The sequence below is a fragment of the Microbacterium natoriense genome, assembly GCF_030816295.1.
In the GTDB taxonomy this organism is placed as follows: domain Bacteria; phylum Actinomycetota; class Actinomycetes; order Actinomycetales; family Microbacteriaceae; genus Microbacterium; species Microbacterium natoriense_A.
Genome location: NZ_JAUSXV010000001.1, coordinates 2,914,475 through 2,932,260 on the forward strand (window position 1 = coordinate 2,914,475; position 17,786 = coordinate 2,932,260).

The window sequence follows — 17,786 nt, forward strand, 5'->3', positions numbered from 1 at the left end:
TTAGACCCTCATCAAGACACGACGGTACCAATGTGAGAACCCTCGACAATCGCCTTCATGGTACCCGTCGACTCAATGTCAAAGATGTACAGCGGAAGCGAATGATCTCGCGCGAGAATGAACGCACTCTGATCCATAACTTGCAGGCCCCGAGCGAGCACATCGTCATATGACAGGCGATCAAAGAGGGTTGCGCTTGGATCAGTGTTTGGATCTGCACTGTAGACGCCGTTGACACCGTTTTTCGCGACAAACACAGCGTCAGCGCCTAACTCAACTGCGCGCTGAACAGACGGGTAGTCGGTAGTTGTGAAGGGCTGCCCGTTTCCTCCGCCGAGCACAACGATCGCGCCTTTTTCGAGATGATGTCTGGCCCGGAGTCGTATATAGGGTTCGGCCAGGTTGTTGATTGGAAGGGCCGTCATCAATCGCACATTCTCTTGCCCAAGTGCGGAAAGCTTACCTCGTAGAAGGACCCCGTTGATCACAGTGCCCAGCATGCCAATGTTGTCGGCTTCGACGCGGTCGATCCCCCACGCCTCGGAGCGATTGCCGCGGAAGACGTTCCCACCGCCGACGACCACAGCTACTTGTAGCCCCAACTCGGCAAGAGAAATAATCTCGCGCGCCAGGTGTTCAAGACTTTCTTCGCTGAAGCCGAATTCTTTGGTCCCGGAAATCGACTGACCGGACAGCTTGACAACGATGCGCTTCATGCCGACGTACCCCTCATTTCGTTCAAGTCAGACTAACGTATCTGCTCGACGTCCGGGTACGTCGGCTCAACCTCCATGCGCTTCGCAACACGCGCTCGACTGGTTTCGACCCCCAGTCCTGCCCCGCCGAGTCACGAAACCAAGATCCTGAACCCCGCGGCGTTTGGTCGACGGCGTAAGCTAGAGCGCCGGAAACCGGGCGCCTCGACCAGATCAACGTTTCACGTACAGCCTCAAGGGGGCCAGCTGACAAGTGAAATCCGTTCTTTTGAAGAGTGAACGGTTGAAGCGAGTACTTTCCTCGGGCGCCCTCCCCGCGGAGGCTCGTGGGGAGGGCTTTCGTCGGGTCGGATGAGCCGAGCACTTCGCGTCGGAGCGCTCCCCATCCAGAACGATCCGGCCTTGTCGGATACAGCCCGACCGCAATGACAACGTTGCCTGGTTCTTCATACGAACGGATTTGGTTTGGCATATGGCCGTTGACCAGCACCTGGCCATCTGCCCGCGACTCATTGCGCCAGTATCCTTGCTCCGTCTTCCAGACCTTTCCCTCCTCCCAGGTGCCATACTCATCGGGTGCCAGTGCCTCCATGCCGCCGACGAACTTCGGGCCGATGAGGGAAGACGCGTACGCAGCATAGAGGTAATGTATGTCGAAGTGTGCTTTAGCTCTCAAGAGTACATCCGCGGATCCGGTCAAATGCCGGGCTTCCCACGCGACTCCCCATCCGTGCTCTTCGAACCGCCTGCTCACGGTGCGTAATAGGTCGCCGCTGCCGGTCAAGTGAGGTTTGATAAGGAGGACGGGCCCGGGCGCCAGGCTACAAATGTCTCGGGGCGAAGTGACGTCATGTTCAAAACCGAGGAAGCGGTCCGACGGTGACGACTTGTTGTCCTCAACGGGTATTTCGGCGAGCAGTAGCGCCGAGAGAGCGGACTTTAACACGTCTTCCACATCCATGTCGCCGTCGATAGTTAAGGTCGGCGCAAGTGCCTCCAACTCGCGGATAGTACGTTCCAAAGCGGAGAGTTGTGCTATCGAACGCGCAACGTGGATACTTTCGACATCATCCACGCGATTTCCGGTCGTGGCGCGTTCGAATAGTCTCCTCGCCCGGGTTATGTCCGGGGCCACGAGGTTGATAGCAAGCGTAGGCCGCAAACCAACTTGTATCAGCCCTTCGGCGACAGACACTCCTCCGTCCACGACAATCGGTTTGCTGTCAGTGATCTGATCAAGCGCCACGCGGAGCACGCGAGCGATGTCGCTTCCCTCGAATGTGTCATTGCCGTTGAAGGCCTGTTCCATCCGCTGGTCCCATCCAATGCCGCTCTCCCGCAGGCGTCGAAGCTCGTCGCCAACTGCGATTCGATGCACGCCACCGAGAGCGCGAGCAAGGCCGATGCCCAACGTCGTTTTTCCCGAGCCGGGCAAGCCCGTTAGAACGATTATCGTCCTCCCTTTGCCCCATCCCACACTTGTCACGATGTCTTCACACCGACCATGGTCGTCCACGTACTCTGCGAGCGCGTTCTGGCGTCGGCGACCGCGAGAAACTCTTGGCTGAGCTCGGCGAGAGTAGGCATCGATACAACGCCGAGCACTGCTGCTGCCTTCGAGACTCGCTCCGACGGGAATACAGCCGAGACTGCGGCGATCGCGTATCGCACTTGCTCCCGGAAACCGAGTTCGGCGGAACGTGACGCGAGCGCCTCGATTTCAAAGTCCGTCGCGTCGACGTATCTGGCAAGGTCGGTGAGCTTGATGATGTTCCAGCTCATATGCCACTCGGAGTGCTCCGGATCAATCGTCTCGCGGGCGATGTGCAAAGCGAGCTGGATGCATAGGTCGACCGCTGACGGCGATGGCACGCTGAATGATGTCCCTACTCCCCAGGTCATTGTTGTAGTCGTCTTTACGTCTAGAAGGCGCTCCGCGGCGACCGACTGCCCACCTGTTGCGGTACTGCCAACCCGGAACTGAACTTGCGCGACGAGGTAGTCGATAACGGGGTCGTCCTGCAACGCAAGGAAGTTTGGTAGACCACGAGAATGCAGTAGCCAGTTTCGTAGCTCGCCCGTGTGGAGCGGATCGATAGTTGTCTTGTCCGGAGACCAATACCCCATGGAAAAGCCCGCATCCCCCATCCCCGAAACAATGGCATCCAGGTCGTCACGGCCTGCAAGCAGGTCCAGGTCATACATCTTCCGGGCGCCGGGCGGATAGCAGGTGCCGAGCAATAGAGGTCCCCCCTTACCGACCATCCATCTCACCTCTGCGCCATTAAGCCCCTGGGATATCGCACGGAGTGCCTCGAACTGGGCCGCAGTGCGGCACTCGTTCACCCGGTGCAGTTGGGTCCAGTGATTGAACAGAAGCAGTGGCATGCCGGCGCTCAACACGGTCTCGAGCGACTGTAGTTGCCAGAGTCGAGTCCACGCTAGAAAGGCCACTTTGTGGAAGAGAGCGAGCGCAAAGAACTGCCCCCAGTCGAAGTCCGCGGTCGCGATGAGACGTTCGATATCAGCACGCGTTGTGTCTGCATCCTGGCGATGATCGGCGAGGGCCAGGAGCAACTCCAGCGGCGCGTTATCAGTCGACATGGAAGTCAAACACGATCTGGCTGCTCTGACTAGACAGCTCGTTGCGGATGGGGTCGTGCAACGGGTTCGACCCCCAGGCGGCGAGATCCTCCGCTGTCTCGAACCGTAGCACGAACGCGTGTTGGTGGCCTCGAGTTCGTTCGGACGAATCGGCGCCGACGCGAGCTTCGACTAGGCCGGGTACGTTTCCATTCAACTGCGACACCCTCTCCAGGGTTTCGCGTATGCGCTTCTCGTCACCCGTTGTTCGTATGAGCACGATTCTGTCGATCATTGTTGCCTCCTTCTTGGGTACTAGGGTTTGTTCATGAGTTCGTTCGAAGATGTGGGTCGCGCCATCTCTGAATATGGCCTAGAGATCGATCGGCCAATCAGGTCAGTTTGGGGCCGTCGGACCCAATGGGAGTGCACTGACCGGCGCGGCGAAAAGATCTTCCTGAAGGAATGGTCGCGAGTCGCGGATAGTGCACCCCGCGCCAACGAGCTTGCAGTCCTGACTCGCTTGCACGCAACTAGTCCGGGGGTGGGCGCTGCACCCGTCGCGTTCGGCCCGGGCCTTATGGAGATCGAGGTCGGAAGCTCAGTCCTCACCGCGTCCGAGTTCATTTCCGGACAAGATCTCGAGACCGGGTACTCCGAGGAAGGCATCGCAGCAACGTTCCAAGTCATCAATCGGATGCACCGCCATGTTGACCAGACGTTGCCTGTGTCAGCGGATCCAATCCACTCACTCGCTCGTGAAGTGATCACACGGTGGGGAGCAAACCCCGTGGTCCGTAGATCGGCCGGCCTGCTACGCGACGGCGCTGAGAGGCTTGCATCTTTACCGACCGCCGCGATCCATGGAGACCTGAACTTCAGCAACGTCATGCTCACTGTCGCCGGGCCAAGACTAGTCGACTTCGAATTCTCAAGGAATGACATCCGGCTCCTCGATCTGGCCGCGTTGTCTTTCCCGTCGCGGGGTGCACAGAACGGAGCGCTCCAATCCGTTGAGGCCCTCAACGACAACAAACTCATTCAACTGGCGGATACACACTTCGACCCTCCCGTCAGCCAATCTGAGCGAGAGATGTTCCCGTCTGCCGTCATCCTTCATCTTCTACGCATCTTTCGCGACGTAACCCGACAGAGTCCGCACTCCGCCGCGCTCGTGCTGCCCGCCCTCGGCACTGCACTGGCCCGCTACGTCTAATCCCGAACGATCCGGGCGATCAGCCGCTCGATGTCGCCGAGCGTGGCAAAGTGCTCTGGGCGGAAGTCTTCATCAGGAATCTCCAGGTGGAGGGCCGCCTCAATGGCGGACGCAAACTGGTAAACGGAAAGGGACGACACGCCATACTCGCGTAGCGTGCGCCCCGAATCGAACTCCATCCCTTCAGCTCCGCCTGATGCCCCAATCGCTGCCACGATCGCTTGCCGGATATCACCCTTCGTAATACTCAAGCCACTCTCCTACTTCCTCCCAAAAAGGGGTCATACGTCGGCCACAGATCATTTCAAGGTGAGACAAACCCGGAACCAGCAACAACCGCGACCGTATCCAGCGATGGTGGCGGAACATCGCCTGGGCTCGTTCACCGGAACTCCCGCTTGATGTAGATGCGACAACGAGGATCGGACACCGAAGTCCGGCTACCTGCGCATCGATAGTTCGGTCCGTAGCCAGCTTGCGCAGTTCAGCGACGACTCCCTCTGGGAACCATCTGTAGGTGCACCTCCCGAGGTATAACGCTTCGGTGTCATCCAATAGCCGCCCATCGGACAAGATAGGAGTGTCGGACTCGCCCGCCAGGCGCCGCTCGATTTGACGGCGGAGTCTAGGCTGCCAGGCCGGGCAGTCCATCAATCCCTGGCCTATGTCGTCACACGAAGCTGGGGACGGTGCCCCCGGTGTCAATCCGCCGTCGATCAGAACGAGCGCGTCCGGCTCCAATTCGGCCGCCATGGCAACCGCCAAGGTTGCTCCGAAGCTGTATCCAACAAGCACACGTGCCTCGCCGTCAGGTTCGATCCAATGGGTCATAACGTCTGCGCGTATGTCAGCAAGACGAGTCCCGGCCAACTCGCGCTCGTGATGCTGCAAATCAACCAATCTGTATCGCGCCGAGCGGACTGTATGCCGGCGGCGGCGAAGCACAGCCCGCAGATCTCGGCCAGGGTCTTGCGCGCCGTGCTCTCGGTCGTTCTGCCATCTTCCCGGCAAGAAAAGAACCGTCATATGACACGCCGCAGAAGGTGGGAAGCTTCGCTGGAGACTGCCGCGATCAGCGTGCGAACAATCTGCGATTGAAACCGGTCAAAGTCGGGTTCCGGAACGCCCTCGGAACGAAATAGGTTCAGTGCATGACCATCACCAAGTACCTTCACGACCGCTCCATCGTGATCGAAGACTCTCCCGTAAGGCGTGTCGCGCATGACGTGCCCAAACGATCGGAAAATGGGCGTGAGGTCATTGGAAGCAACGGCGCATAGGCGTCCCCCATCCCGTAGGTGGGCGAGGACACTTTGGTCGATACTAGGTGTGCCGGAGCACCCCACCATCCAGTCAAACGTCTCGGTGCCGACGTCCGTCGCCCGTTCTGCGGCGAGATAGCCTGCTGCGGAAGCTTCAGCTCTCCTCTTCGGGTTCGGTTCGATTACGGAGCATCGAATCCCGATCGCCGTCAATTGCTCGGTGACGTGGGCACCGAGATTGCCAAAGCCGAACACAAGGGCTGTGGTTCTGTCTACCCTGGCGTGTTGGCTGCTCGTCAGAATTTGCCTAACGAAGCTTGATGCGATTGCACGGCTCAACCCGAGTTTCACACTCGATGATGCGAGATCGATGACCTCATCTGCATACTTTGCCAGGCGCAGCGCGCGCATGCCCTTGGATGTCGTTTCGATCATCGTTCTGGTAGACCCGCTGCCGCGTTCTCGCTCCATCACGTGCTGAATCAGCGCGCCACCGTCGTCAATGATGCATGTGGGATCGGAAGTTTCGGCTAGAACCAAGCCGAACATCTCACTGTCGATAACCTTATAGCCGCGTTCCTCCAGCGTCCGATGAACTCTTCGGCCGTACAGAGTTTCGTCAGCCTTCGCAAACACCACGGTGGTTCGAGGATCGAGTCCGTTCCGTTCGAGCGCGATGACGAGGCCAACCCGCTCGAGGAGGAGATGGTCGTGGATCCAGAGCGTTTCACCTGACAAGGGGTCCAATTGACTAGTTGGGTCTTGTTGCAGCGTCTCCGGACAAAGGGCGAGGATCGCGGCCATCTCAGACTCGTTGAATGGCGCGACCGCATTCCATACATGTGTCCACAATCGCTCTATTGCGCGATTATCTGAAGCTCTCGGGGTGACGAGGACTATGTCGATCGCGTCAAGGTACGGAAAGGGATCGCCGAGCCTTTGCTTGATCGGAGTAGGGAATCCGATCGAGGTTGCATGAACAGCCAGATTGGAGATGGCTGCGTCATCTCCGGCCTTGAGCTGATCAACCGCATCTGCCGCCCGGTCCGCTACAAGCTGGAGGGTCTCAGGAGAGCCATATACGCGTTCAACATGGCGAGCTTCCGATGTCTGCACTTACTCACACCCCCGTCGTCCGATGGCGCTCACGTCGATGTCAGTCCCCAGCCGTTGTATCGCGCCAGCAACGACGGCCTGGGCTTCGGCCACCATCGTCAGTGAACCATCGGTGCCAGGCACAAGCGCCCACGATTCGAGGACGTTGTCGAGGTCTTTTCGCGCAAGCGCGGCGGAGAATTGCGCTTTGTCTGCACCCAGGAAGATTGCGTCACCGAACCTCTCCAGCATGGTTGAGGCTGCGGAGCCGGCGGCAAGCCCACGCATCGTCAGCACCGGGTCCAAACCCAGAGCTCCGGCCAGCGCTGCCCCGTCCACTAGGGCGCAGAGGTTCACCATGTGGACTGCCTGGTTAACCAGCTTCAGTGCCATTCCCTGTCCGACAGGGCCACAAGCGATGATCGTGCGAAAAAGATCAAGCGCACGAATCTGAGCGAGGATCGGATCGTGCGCGTCGGCACCGACGTAGGCCGTCAAGCCGCCGCGTCTCGAGAGAGCACTGGCTCCGGATACGGGACAATCAACATAGCGCCCCCCACTCAGTCCTACTTCTTTTCCAGCCTCCCGCGCCTCCGCCGGACTGGTAGAACTGCAGTCAATTACCAACGCGGGGGCATGCTGCACGGACTTCAGGACGTCGAGAACGGCGGTTCCATCTGGCAAGCAAAGTATCAAGATGTCCGCGGGGCCATTGGGCCTCACCGCGCCGCTGGCGAGGAGCTCGCTCTCGTTGTCAAGCGAATGTCCGCTCGATCGGAGCACGACGCGATGTCCGACTTCAATCAAACGCTCCGCGATCGACCGTCCCATCACCCCGATCCCGCAGACCTCAATGCACTGCAAACCGCTCCCCCCTCACTCCACGTCGCCGTGAATTTGTCCGATCCTTGCACGGATGCCGTCAACCCGCAATCAACGCAAGCTGCACGCGGGATCTTCAAAGTGCACAGGTCCGCGTTGCGAGTTACTGAACCATCCGCGGTTCTCTGCCGCTCCTGTGTGGGTTTCTACACAGGGTGGACTGGGGTTTCGAGGGCAGCGTAGTAGACCGTCTCGTACTCGTCGGGCGCGACTTCGTCGAGGGTGGAGTGCATGGACTGCCTCGTTCTTGAATAGACCGAACGTGGACTCTGACAGAGCGGTGACGTGTGCATCGCCGATCGAAGCAATCGATGCAATGCTGTCCACCAGTGCAAGGGGCTCCGCGACGGCGCCGACGTGAACCGGTCGGGTTCAACCGGCCGTCGCAACACTCCGATGTGAGGAGCGATGATAGGACGTCCAACGGGATTGTTGAAGGAGTTGACGGGCCGGAGTCCGAAGATCTCGCCCGGGCATACGGGAACGCGACGAGGTGTCGAGCGCGAATCTGGAAGCACGTCGCGGGCGGAGTCTCGTCCGAGGACGCTGCTTTCTTGGCGGGTGTGTCGGCTGCGGTAGACGCTCGGCGGTTCCGGCATGCTCACGATCTCGTTCACCGAGCCGGACAGCCGGCAACTCTCGTTACTGGGCGGGAGAAGATCGCACTCCTGAACGCGGGGCGGGGCACCAGAGTTCCGGGATTCGGTCGCACAGCCGAATTGATGGCGCGACGCCCTAAGCACGCGAAGTGGCTCCCGACCGACCAGCTACGAGGGTACTTTCAGAATCGGTTGGATGGGAGCCCGCGAGACAGCAGGATGGGACCGTGATCGATGGTGCGCACGTGCTGGCGTGGCAGAGACGGAACGCGCCGCACCAGCAGGATCGACGCTAGCCGACGGCGTGGAGCTCGCAGCAGGACTCGAAGCGGCTCGAGATCGAGTTCCCGGATGATGAGAGCATGCGCCTTGGCCAAGAGGCGATCTACCAGTCGCTGTTCATCGAGGGACGCGGCGCGCTCAAGCGTGAGCTTGTCGCGGCGCCGCGAGCAAGGAACATTCCAGCCGTTCCATGCTGCCGGTGAGCCTGACACGATTGGATGGGTACGGCCACCAGCCTTGCACAAAACACGGCCGGCGCTCGAGGCAGCCCATCAGCCTTCAGCCACGTGACTTATGCACCCGGGCTTGTATAGTGACGGGCCTGCCGCATGAAGAACCACCATCCTGCACACAGGCAAACCGGGCCAACCAGAGGCGCGGACACGGCGAGCCAAACTGGCACCAGAAGCTCCGCCGTCTTGTCGAGTACAACAGTCGCAGGCAAGTATGCGATGAATGCTAGCGGCAGCCCGAAGGTCAATGCGAAGACGCCGACCGGCCCGAAGACTGGAAGCGGGTACGCGCCGAAATCCCTCAATGTGTGATCGACACTGATCTTCAGGTTGCGCGTGGACCCCAACCGGAAGGACAGCCCCGAGAGTCCAATTTGCAGCCCGGCCTCGAGTAGGCCTCCTCCAATCGCCGCCACGACAATCAGCGCTACTAGCCAGGGTGTCCATGGAAGGGGAGCGATAACGATCGCGACGATGAGGATGCCAAGGCCGAGCGCCAGGTCGCCGATGGCACCAACGTTGAACCATCGGGTGAGCAATTGAATGAGCGGATTCACTGGGCGCAGGAGGAATCGATCGAAGTCACCCTCGCGGATTACCGAGTCGATCACCAGATGCTGACCGAAGAATACCGACGCAATGCCATGAGCCGTCAATCGAAGCCCATACAGAAACGCGATTTGTGGCGTAGACCACCCTGCGATCACCCCAAAACGATCCAGCAACACACCGATGAAGAGCAACTGGGTTCCCTGGAGGGCCGCGGTCCCCGCCACCATCAGAAGGATATTCCCTTTGTAGATGAAAGACTGCTTGACCGCGACTCGGAGCAAAATCCACCATTGGCAGGCAGGACTTGGATATTTGGCGCGCACGCGAGCGACGTGACGTGGGCCGTCAACCACCGTTGATCACCGTTCGGTGAACCGCACGCATATTCACCAGATATGCGATAAGTGAAAGTAGAAGGATCCACCCGATCTGCAGAAGGAGTTCACCGACTATGTTCCATCCCGGCGATCGGTCAAACCAAATGGACAGAGGCGTAAAAATCTGCGCACTGAAAGGAAGGAGACGGAGTACATCAGCGAGACCGTCCGGCATAAACCAAAGCGGGATGAGTGAACCTGAACAAAAGGCGGCCGCCATGTTGTAGATCACGTACGCGCCGCTCGCTTCCGTCGTCCAGAACGCCGTCATACCGACGATGAGGTTGCACTGGATCGCTATGGTGAGGCCAAATACCGTACTGACGGCAAATGCGATGGTCTGCCACCATGTGCTGGACGCCGGAACGGAACCGATGGATAGAGCTAGCACTAGACAAACTATGACCTTCGGGAGATTCGCGAGACTCGTTCCGAGTTGAGCGGCTGTTGCCTGCGTCACGATGCCCACTGGCCGCATGATGTCAAACACGATGTTACCTGTGCGCACACGGCTCTGGAGTGTCGAGAATTGCCAGGGCTGAAACACCACTGCGAACAATGCGCCGAGAACCGCATACCCGACCGCGTCCGCGCGTTCGATGCCACTCACGACGTCGCGCTCCCCATAAACTGCTTGCCAAACGAGCATCACGAGGACGATACGGATCAGAGCGCTCACAATACCGACGACCACCTCCGCACGGAACACGAGCACGGAGCGCATTCCTTGGGCTACGAGCGCAACGCGCACAGCGAGCGCGCTTGGAGGCCTGTCACTCGCGTCTAATGCGTCACCCATGATCATGAATCTTACGGGTTGTATAGATCGAGGCTATGACTTCCTCAAGTTCGGGTTCCTGGACTGTCAAATCGGCGACTGGCAGGGTGGCAGTGGCACGGGCTATCGCGGCGGACGTCGCTATCTCGGACGGGTCGAACCTCAAGTCCAGGACGGTTGCTGAGCCGTCCGATCGGGTAGCGACGTGCTCGACTCCGTCAATGCTCCAATGGGCGGGTGCCTCGCGTGACAATTCAATCCGCAGAGTGCGGTGCGGCAGGTACGCCTGTCGCAGAGCGTCGATGTCGCCGTCGAACAGGATGCGTCCGTCGTCGATGATCACGACTCGGCGGCACAACTGCTCGACGTCGCCGATGTCGTGCGTCGTCAGCATGACAGTCGTGTTCGACGTGCGGTTCCGTTCTCGAATAAAGTCCCGTATCCGGCCTTTGGCGACAACGTCGAGGCCGACGGTTGGCTCATCGAGGTAGAGAACCGGTGGCTGATGCAGCATCGCAGCAACTAGGTCACCCCGCATGCGTTGTCCGAGCGACAGCATTCGCACCGGTCTGTCGATGAACGACCCGAGGTCGAGCAGATCGACAAACTCACTGAGCGTCCTCTCATAGGTCGAGCGAGCGATGCCATACAGCTTCGCGAGAACATCGAAGGAGTCCCGCAAGGGAAGGTCTACCCATAACTGGGTTCGCTGCCCGAAGACAGTCCCGATCGTATGCGCGTTCGCGGATCGATTCTTCCACGGAACGATCCCATTCACGCTTACAGTGCCGCTCGTAGGGACAAGTACCCCCGTCAGCATCTTGATTGTGGTGGATTTCCCGGCACCATTAGGACCTAGATAGCCAACAATCTCTCCTGGCTCAATCGAGAGCGAAACCCCGTCGACCGCGCGGTTTACCACCTTCTTCGTGGTGATGAGATTCCGGATGCCCGAAAACGCTCCGTTGACGCGGACGGGACGCGTGAACTCTTTGACCAGATTCTCTGCGACGATGATCGACATGCCTCGAACGTATCGAGAAGCCAGCCGGCCAGTAAAGAGAAGCCAGCCGGCCAGTAAAGATGCCGCGGTCCTGCGCGTGCCGTGGTGTCCATCAACGACGGCATGATCGTCGTCGCGTCCAGCCGCGAGGCGAAGCTGCTCGGCCTCGATCTCGGGGAGCCGCGGGTCACCTGCTACTGGAGCCCTTCCGCGGCGTGCACGAAGGCGTCGGCATCGCGGGTTTCATCGACTCTGTGTAGAAGAAGGCGGCAAGGAGGCGCTCGAGCTCGAGGGGCGGAATCGCCCAGGGCCTTCGTGCCAGATGAAGCGCGAGATACTCCCCCAGCGCGCGACGATGCACCGGGACGAGCTCGTGATCATGTAAGCCCGAATGGTGCGGCGCATCGCGCGCCCACTGCTCTGTGCGTCGCTGCAGGTGCCGAGTCGGGGTTCAGAACACAACAGCCGCCAACGCGGATGAGATGGCGGCGAGCACGCCGAGGTAGGCGGCCAGACCCCATCGGCGGACATCTCGGCCCATGGTAGTCATGCCCCGAGCGCGAGAACGGCCCCAAGACCGTGACGAGTGGTCCGGCATACGCGCCGGCCCACAACTCTATGACGATCGCGCGGACCAACCGGTGAATGAGCATCATCATGCACCTTCTCCCGTCCTAGGTGGCCGAAGTCGACGCGAACTGGCGGAGGGGGATCGGTTCGGGAGGCAGCGCCTCCTCTGTAGCGCTCACCAGCGATAACCTGTCGAAGGGAACCAGACCCGCCGGCTTTGCTTCCGCCCGCTGGCCCCGAAGGCACTCAGGTCCGCACGTGACCTCCGGCAGAGTGGGGTACGTCGTGAATGGCACCCCGTACTTGCCCGACATCAACCTTCTACGCCCATACGACGAGAGCGCGTTCGTAGCGATCGAGGGCGACAACGTGGGCCTACTCGAGGGCAAGCACGTTCAACTGGCACGCGGACTCGCCGATCAAACCAATCTGTGATCCTCCTTGCGGGCACTCCTACGCTCAGGCTGTATACCTGCGTCGCGCCAGGCACGGAAGAACAATCCTTCCGCTCCGTGTTCCTCAACGGCTACACACGCCCAAGCGATATCAGACCGCCAACGAATACTGGTCCCAGCAACGGAACGCTGCCCGGACGCAGGCGCCTCCCTCTCGGTACTCAAATCGGATCGGCGTGCGCCGCGACAAAGTCGAGCGGTCTCGGCGTGCTCAATGCAATCGCCTCGATCGGCGCGGATCGAACACGGAGAATCGCCGATTTTTGCGAACCTTCAGCCGAAGGAACGCATCGCAGGCCGCTCGTCCCGGTATCTCAAGTACCAGCCTTTAGTGTGTACGTTTCATCGCTCGGGAGATACGGCAATCCGCCAATCAGTTCGTCCAGCACAGTCGCGGTCGCCACCGTTCTGAACGGAGCACCTGCATAGTGGCGCATCGTGGTTCGTTGATCCGAGTGTCCTAGAAGGTGTTGTGCGTCCCGAAGGTCACCAGAGTGCATCGCGATCAAGGTTGCAGCGGTGCGGCGGAAGATATGTGGAGTCACGTCTTCCACCCGTAGACCTGTAGTCGCCAGTTGGTCGACGAACACAGGATCCTCTCGAATTCGTCTCAGTGTGCGGCACACGTTTCTGGCATGACACCAGGCGCCTGGTACGCGGCCTTGTATCGCAGGGTTATGCGGAGGCTCCTCTTGTCTTTGACTTCGACATCGACGAGCGTCATCTAGTGCCCTTATAGCGAAATCCGGGAGCCGGATGCGACGTGCTTGCTCGCGCGATTTGAGGCTCTCCTGACGCACGAGTCCGCGTTGGGAGTCATTGATGAGCGTCCCCGTGACGCTGACGGCCCGTGCCCGCCAGTCGATGTCGATGTTCCTCAGCGCGAGCACCTCGTTGATCCGAAGACCTGATCCGAGCATGACCTCGACGACCCAGCCAAGAACGAACGCGGAGGATCCAACGAATCGGGCAGAGCGCTGTTCTTGCGCGTGGATAAGGGCACGCAGGACGAAAATCTGTTCAAGGCTCAGGACGCTCGGTGTTCTCGCTGTTCTCTTCCGTCGACGGAGTTCTCGGACCAGGTTCCGCTCCAGAAGCCCCTGCTCGACTGCTGTCCCCAGGGCGCCGCTGAGCGCGGAGCGGGCCGTATCCAAAGCAGCGGTACCTCGACTCGACTCCACCGCCGCCAACATGCATTTGACCCGCGCAGGCTGTTGCGCTTCAGCGAGAGGAACGGCACCGACCAGCCGAGACAACCACCGCCCCGTGGATTGATATCCCCGCAGGGTCTGGGGACGAACGTCCCCAGAGCGATCGTCAAGCCATAGTCGTATCGCATCGGAGATGGTGAGGTCCTCGCTGCTCCATGGAGGCTCCATCGCGAGTGCGAGCACTTGGGCCGTGAGGCCCGCCAAGGCGGCGTCAGCGGTTGAGGCTGCGAACGAGGGTGGCCGTAGGCGTCCACCGGCATCACGAGTGCGACATCGGGCCCTCACTCCGAAGACTTCCTCCGTGTAGCTCACCGTCCGCATTTCGCCGACGCGAAGAGGTGCGCGTGCCATTAGGAACGCCGACAGCGAAACATTCCGTGTTCAGGCGCGGGACTGGCCATCTTTCCTCCTGGGGCAGCATCGATCTCAGCTACTTGGTACAACATCTGAAACCAAAGCACAAGGTTTTGTACTGTGTTCCGTCGGCCACTCCCTTGAGCTTGATACGTGCACGTCGGAGAACCGGATCTCGCCCAACTGAGTCTCGTTCTCAATCGGTACCGTGAAATCTCTGGCATGACGTTCGAGCAACTTGCCGAACGATCTGGCCTCAGTCGCCAGACACTCTTGAACATCTCGGCGGGTCGCAATTACGGAGATCTCCGCACATGGCTCAAACTGGCATCCGCATTTGAGGTTTCGCTCGACGCAATGCTCTCTGACGTCTGGAACGAGGAGACCCGGTAGGGGCGTGAGGACAGCCGTCTGCACCGTATAGGCGGACATACTGCTATCTCTACGTGCGCTCCGTGAAGGCGGTGGTAGTTGTGGTGCCAGTTCGGATGCACGGGCACCCAACGCACTGACGTCTGCGAAGCACCTTGCCCATCGCAGACCCGGCGAGTGGAGAAGATCGCGCTCAGCATCGCTCAATACACCACCGTCTCCGCTAGGAGCATCGGCATGGATCGATGGCTAGTGACCGACACGTACCGAATCTGAGCACACCGCTCCCCGACTTGAAAAGACACGCCGACCTCAGTTCATGAATCTGAGTATGAAACGGTTACCATCTGTTGCATGACCGCGACGAGGTTGCCCTCAGCAAAGGCGCTTGAGCGCCTTGAACCTGCTCAGCTCACCGAACTGGGTGGACGCATCAAGCACGAGCACCTGAACCGGCGAAACGCGTATCGAACCTGCGCAAATTGCGGTACCACCTGGCTTGCCCGTGCCGGCGCCCTCTACTGTCAGCCGAAGTGCCGACTCGCTGCATTCCGAGCGCGAAAGAAGGTCAACAATGCCTGAGTCGCTGAAACTTCGAGCCTCGAGGCGCTACGGGACGCTCTCTCCGTTGCGATACCCGGGAGGCAAGGCTTCGCTTGCGGGGTTCTTCGCCGACTTGATTGCCGGTCTCGACCTGAAACAAGCCACATACGTGGAGCCCTACGCGGGCGGTGTCGGTGCGGGGATCGCCCTGTTGCGCGAAGGACTGATCAATACTCTCGTTATCAACGACTTCGATCCTGCGGTCTATGCGTTCTGGAAGACCGCAACCACGAGAACAGCGGAGTTCATCGACCTGATCGTCAGCACCCCCTTGAGCGTCGAGGAATGGCAACGACAGCGCTCCGTGTACCGCGCCGCACGGTCGGAAGACCTCCTGAAACTCGGGTTCGCGTTCTTCTATCTCAACCGTACAAACCGTTCTGGTGTCCTCACTGGCGGGGTCATCGGCGGTCTTGCTCAGACCGGGAACTACAAGATGGATGCACGATTCAACAAAACCACCCTGATAGAGCGCCTCGAGGCGATCGGGGAACTCTCGAACCAGATCACCGTCACCTCTCGTGACGGACGGTCCGTCATCCGTGAGTATGGCACCCGAACCGATGTCTTCATGTACATCGACCCGCCGTACGTTCAGGCCGGTTCCCGGCTCTACATGAACTCATTCGATGGGCGGGACCACGCGGCGCTCGCGGACATCGTCAACGGAGTCGACAGGGCTCATTGGCTGATGACGTACGACGTGGACCCGCTGATCGAACGGCTCTACGCAGAGCAGTTTCAGACAAGGTACGAACTCTACTACTCGGCCCAGAACTACATCATGTCCGATGAGTTGCTGATCGCTTCCCCGAGCGTTGCGCAGGCGATCACGGAGAAGGTGCTGCGGGCGCCGGTGTCAGCATGAAGCCGATGAAGTGCTCCACGTTCTGCCACGCGTCCCGCACGCTCTGCGCGTCCATCGCATGATTTGCGTCGTGAGCGGCCATGTTGAACCAACGCAAGGAGCCGGGACGAATATACTTCCCTGAGTCGTCGCGGAGAAGATCGATGACGTTCTTCAGCGGGCGACGCGATCCATATGCCTTGTGCACGTCGTTCATCACCCTGCCGAGCTCGCCGCTCACCGGCGTCCCGCGCTCGGCGAAGTGCCACTTGATACTCGCCTCAACGACACTCCGCATCAGCATCGCCGTCGCCACGGCGTAGTTGGCGACGTCGAGCGATCGAAGCTCATTCAGCCTCTTCCTCAGACCGACGGGCGCGTGACCGTACGCCACAGTGACGTGCAAGGACTTCAGAGTGTCTGGGTTGTTCGGGCCCCGACCACCTGTCCCACCCGGCTGCCCGCCGAACCCGAAACCACCCGAACTTCCGCCATCACCGGTTGCGGCCCCGCCCGGCCCTCCTCCTTGCCCGGCTGTTGAGCCCTCAGCGCCCGTGGCGCCCCCTGCATCACCGGCCCCGTCGATAACATCCGAATCTCCGGTGGCCTCAGACGGATCATCCGTCGGCTCATCCACCGGCGAAGCCAAGTCTCCAGCGAGCTTGGAAATCAGCGACTTCATATCCTCGTCATACGTCTCCGATGACCGCTTCGGGAACTTGCGGGTGTTCAGTTCCTTTGACTCGAAAAGTCCGACGAGACGCTCCAGCGCACGCAGCTGCTTCCTCGTCGACGGGATCGACGTCGGCACTCCGTCCTTGTCGAAGCTGAGCCCGAGTACTTTCTGAATGTCAGGATTGCCGTATGCATACTCAAACGAGGTCATCTTGAGGCGAGAGCTCGCAGCGTACTTTGCCAGTTTCTGATCCGTGAAGTTCGCTTCCTTGAGGATCTTTCGAACGTGGTACTGCCGGATATACACGGACGGGTTGTTGATGCCGGGCAACTCCTGACGGATCGTTGTCAGCGACATGCCGGCCTCAAGCTGCGCGATGACGAAGCGAGCCTGTGCGTCCCTCCCCCAGATGTTCTTGGATGTGCCGAGATGAAGCCTCGCCAGCAGCATTCGAGTCGCATCTCTGCTGGGGGCGACCATCACCCGGACATCCGTTGGCAGATTCTCGGCTTCGATCTCGTGTCGCCGCTTGAGCGTCTCTAGATACTCGCGGGACTCCCCCGGCGCGATCGACGGGTCAAGCAGCGCTTTCAAAGCCGTAGCTCGCCTGTTCCCTTCGAGGACCACGTACTTGCCGCCGTCCTTGACAGCCAAGATCAGCTCGTTGTCGACGTAACCCTCTAAGAGAATCTGGCGGGCGAGGCCCTTCACATCGTGCTCTGCGAAGAGGTAGGTAATCGCTGCTGACTCGCTGGGAAGCACGTCTTCGATGCGGAAGTTGTTCAGGTCCAGATGAAGAGAGGCGACAGCGACCTCGACGATCGGAAAAGGCTGGTATGACATCGAGCTTCCCCCCGGGAGTTCGAATAGGGCTAGTTCGCCCTATTATGGCGGACCGTGGCGCGGACCCAGGACCGGGCTCCCGCGTTGCCAGTGAGAGCCCAAGAAACCGCAGATCTCGTGCATCTCCAGAGTCCTGATGCTGCATTTGCTCCAGGAGAGGCGCCGTGGGCGCACCTGATTCCTCCTGTGGGCAACGGTTCTTGGGGACCAGCATGCCTGTCGACGCGCACGAATGTTCTCAGGCATTCGGTTCCGAAGACCGTGGCAAGAAGCAGTC

Annotated in this window: 16 protein-coding genes; 3 read left to right on the forward strand and 13 right to left on the reverse strand. The window is 60.0% G+C overall.

Annotation, left to right across the window (positions count from 1 at the left end):
* Nucleotides 1-11 precede the first annotated feature (11 nt).
* Genes pyrH through QFZ53_RS13690 form a run of 4 tightly spaced genes read right to left on the reverse strand, consistent with a single transcriptional unit; the run spans nucleotide 12 to nucleotide 3,594 of the window.
* Nucleotides 12-716, reverse strand: coding sequence for a UMP kinase (gene pyrH, locus QFZ53_RS13675; RefSeq protein ID WP_307297289.1), 705 nt, complete (start codon nucleotides 714-716; stop codon nucleotides 12-14).
* A gap of 22 nt (nucleotides 717-738) precedes the next feature.
* Nucleotides 739-2,232, reverse strand: coding sequence for an AAA family ATPase (locus QFZ53_RS13680; RefSeq protein ID WP_307297291.1), 1,494 nt, complete (start codon nucleotides 2,230-2,232; stop codon nucleotides 739-741).
* Nucleotides 2,199-3,320 carry a nucleotidyltransferase family protein gene (locus tag QFZ53_RS13685; protein WP_307297293.1) on the reverse strand — a complete coding sequence of 374 codons (1,122 nt, stop codon included), beginning with the start codon at nucleotides 3,318-3,320 and terminating at the stop codon, nucleotides 2,199-2,201. The genes QFZ53_RS13680 and QFZ53_RS13685 overlap by 34 nt, the downstream gene beginning before the upstream one ends.
* A complete protein-coding gene (locus QFZ53_RS13690; protein WP_307297295.1) occupies nucleotides 3,310-3,594 on the reverse strand; it encodes a Dabb family protein in 285 nt (94 codons plus the stop codon). The genes QFZ53_RS13685 and QFZ53_RS13690 overlap by 11 nt, the downstream gene beginning before the upstream one ends.
* A gap of 33 nt (nucleotides 3,595-3,627) precedes the next feature.
* Between QFZ53_RS13690 and QFZ53_RS13695 the strand changes: the two genes are divergently transcribed.
* The gene (locus QFZ53_RS13695) at nucleotides 3,628-4,515 is read left to right on the forward strand and encodes a phosphotransferase (protein ID WP_307297297.1); all 888 of its coding nucleotides are present in this window, start codon (nucleotides 3,628-3,630) and stop codon (nucleotides 4,513-4,515) included.
* On the opposite strand, the gene QFZ53_RS13700 is transcribed toward QFZ53_RS13695, so the two are convergent.
* The 8 genes from QFZ53_RS13700 to QFZ53_RS19875 all read right to left on the reverse strand — a co-directional run bounded on the left by QFZ53_RS13700 (nucleotide 4,512) and on the right by QFZ53_RS19875 (nucleotide 14,165).
* The gene (locus tag QFZ53_RS13700; protein WP_307297299.1) at nucleotides 4,512-4,766 is read right to left on the reverse strand and encodes an acyl carrier protein; all 255 of its coding nucleotides are present in this window, start codon (nucleotides 4,764-4,766) and stop codon (nucleotides 4,512-4,514) included. The two genes, QFZ53_RS13695 and QFZ53_RS13700, sit on opposite strands and share 4 nt — an antisense overlap.
* The gene (locus QFZ53_RS19870; RefSeq protein ID WP_373426290.1) at nucleotides 4,747-5,541 is read right to left on the reverse strand and encodes an alpha/beta fold hydrolase; all 795 of its coding nucleotides are present in this window, start codon (nucleotides 5,539-5,541) and stop codon (nucleotides 4,747-4,749) included. Before QFZ53_RS19870 ends, QFZ53_RS13700 begins: the two co-directional genes overlap by 20 nt.
* Nucleotides 5,538-6,893: a hypothetical protein gene (locus QFZ53_RS13705; protein WP_307297301.1), complete on the reverse strand. Its 1,356-nt coding sequence runs from the start codon at nucleotides 6,891-6,893 to the stop codon at nucleotides 5,538-5,540. The genes QFZ53_RS19870 and QFZ53_RS13705 overlap by 4 nt, the downstream gene beginning before the upstream one ends.
* Nucleotides 6,894-7,736, reverse strand: coding sequence for an NAD(P)-dependent oxidoreductase (locus QFZ53_RS13710; RefSeq protein ID WP_307297303.1), 843 nt, complete (start codon nucleotides 7,734-7,736; stop codon nucleotides 6,894-6,896).
* Nucleotides 7,737-8,927: 1,191 nt separating this feature from the next.
* On the reverse strand, nucleotides 8,928-9,743 hold the full coding sequence (locus tag QFZ53_RS13715; protein WP_307297305.1) for an ABC transporter permease: 816 nt from the start codon (nucleotides 9,741-9,743) through the stop codon (nucleotides 8,928-8,930).
* Nucleotides 9,744-9,765: 22 nt separating this feature from the next.
* Nucleotides 9,766-10,512 (reverse strand): ABC transporter permease, encoded by a 747-nt coding sequence (locus QFZ53_RS13720; RefSeq protein ID WP_307297308.1) that lies wholly within the window; start codon nucleotides 10,510-10,512, stop codon nucleotides 9,766-9,768.
* A 76-nt stretch (nucleotides 10,513-10,588) separates the two neighbouring features.
* Entirely contained in the window at nucleotides 10,589-11,599 is a 1,011-nt protein-coding gene (locus QFZ53_RS13725; RefSeq protein ID WP_307297309.1) for an ABC transporter ATP-binding protein, read from the reverse strand.
* Between the two features lie 1,318 nt (nucleotides 11,600-12,917).
* Entirely contained in the window at nucleotides 12,918-14,165 is a 1,248-nt protein-coding gene (locus QFZ53_RS19875; protein ID WP_373426291.1) for a site-specific integrase, read from the reverse strand.
* 156 nt (nucleotides 14,166-14,321) lie between these two features.
* On the opposite strand from QFZ53_RS19875, the gene QFZ53_RS13730 reads away from it, so the two are divergent.
* Together QFZ53_RS13730 and QFZ53_RS13735 are read left to right on the forward strand one after the other, a co-directional pair.
* Entirely contained in the window at nucleotides 14,322-14,561 is a 240-nt protein-coding gene (locus QFZ53_RS13730) for a helix-turn-helix transcriptional regulator (protein ID WP_307297312.1), read from the forward strand.
* 553 nt (nucleotides 14,562-15,114) lie between these two features.
* On the forward strand, nucleotides 15,115-16,011 hold the full coding sequence (locus tag QFZ53_RS13735; protein WP_307297314.1) for a DNA adenine methylase: 897 nt from the start codon (nucleotides 15,115-15,117) through the stop codon (nucleotides 16,009-16,011).
* Here the strand turns inward: QFZ53_RS13735 and QFZ53_RS13740 are convergent.
* A complete protein-coding gene (locus QFZ53_RS13740) occupies nucleotides 15,974-17,509 on the reverse strand; it encodes a hypothetical protein (protein WP_307297315.1) in 1,536 nt (511 codons plus the stop codon). The genes QFZ53_RS13735 and QFZ53_RS13740 overlap by 38 nt on opposite strands.
* Nucleotides 17,510-17,786: the final 277 nt, after the last annotated feature.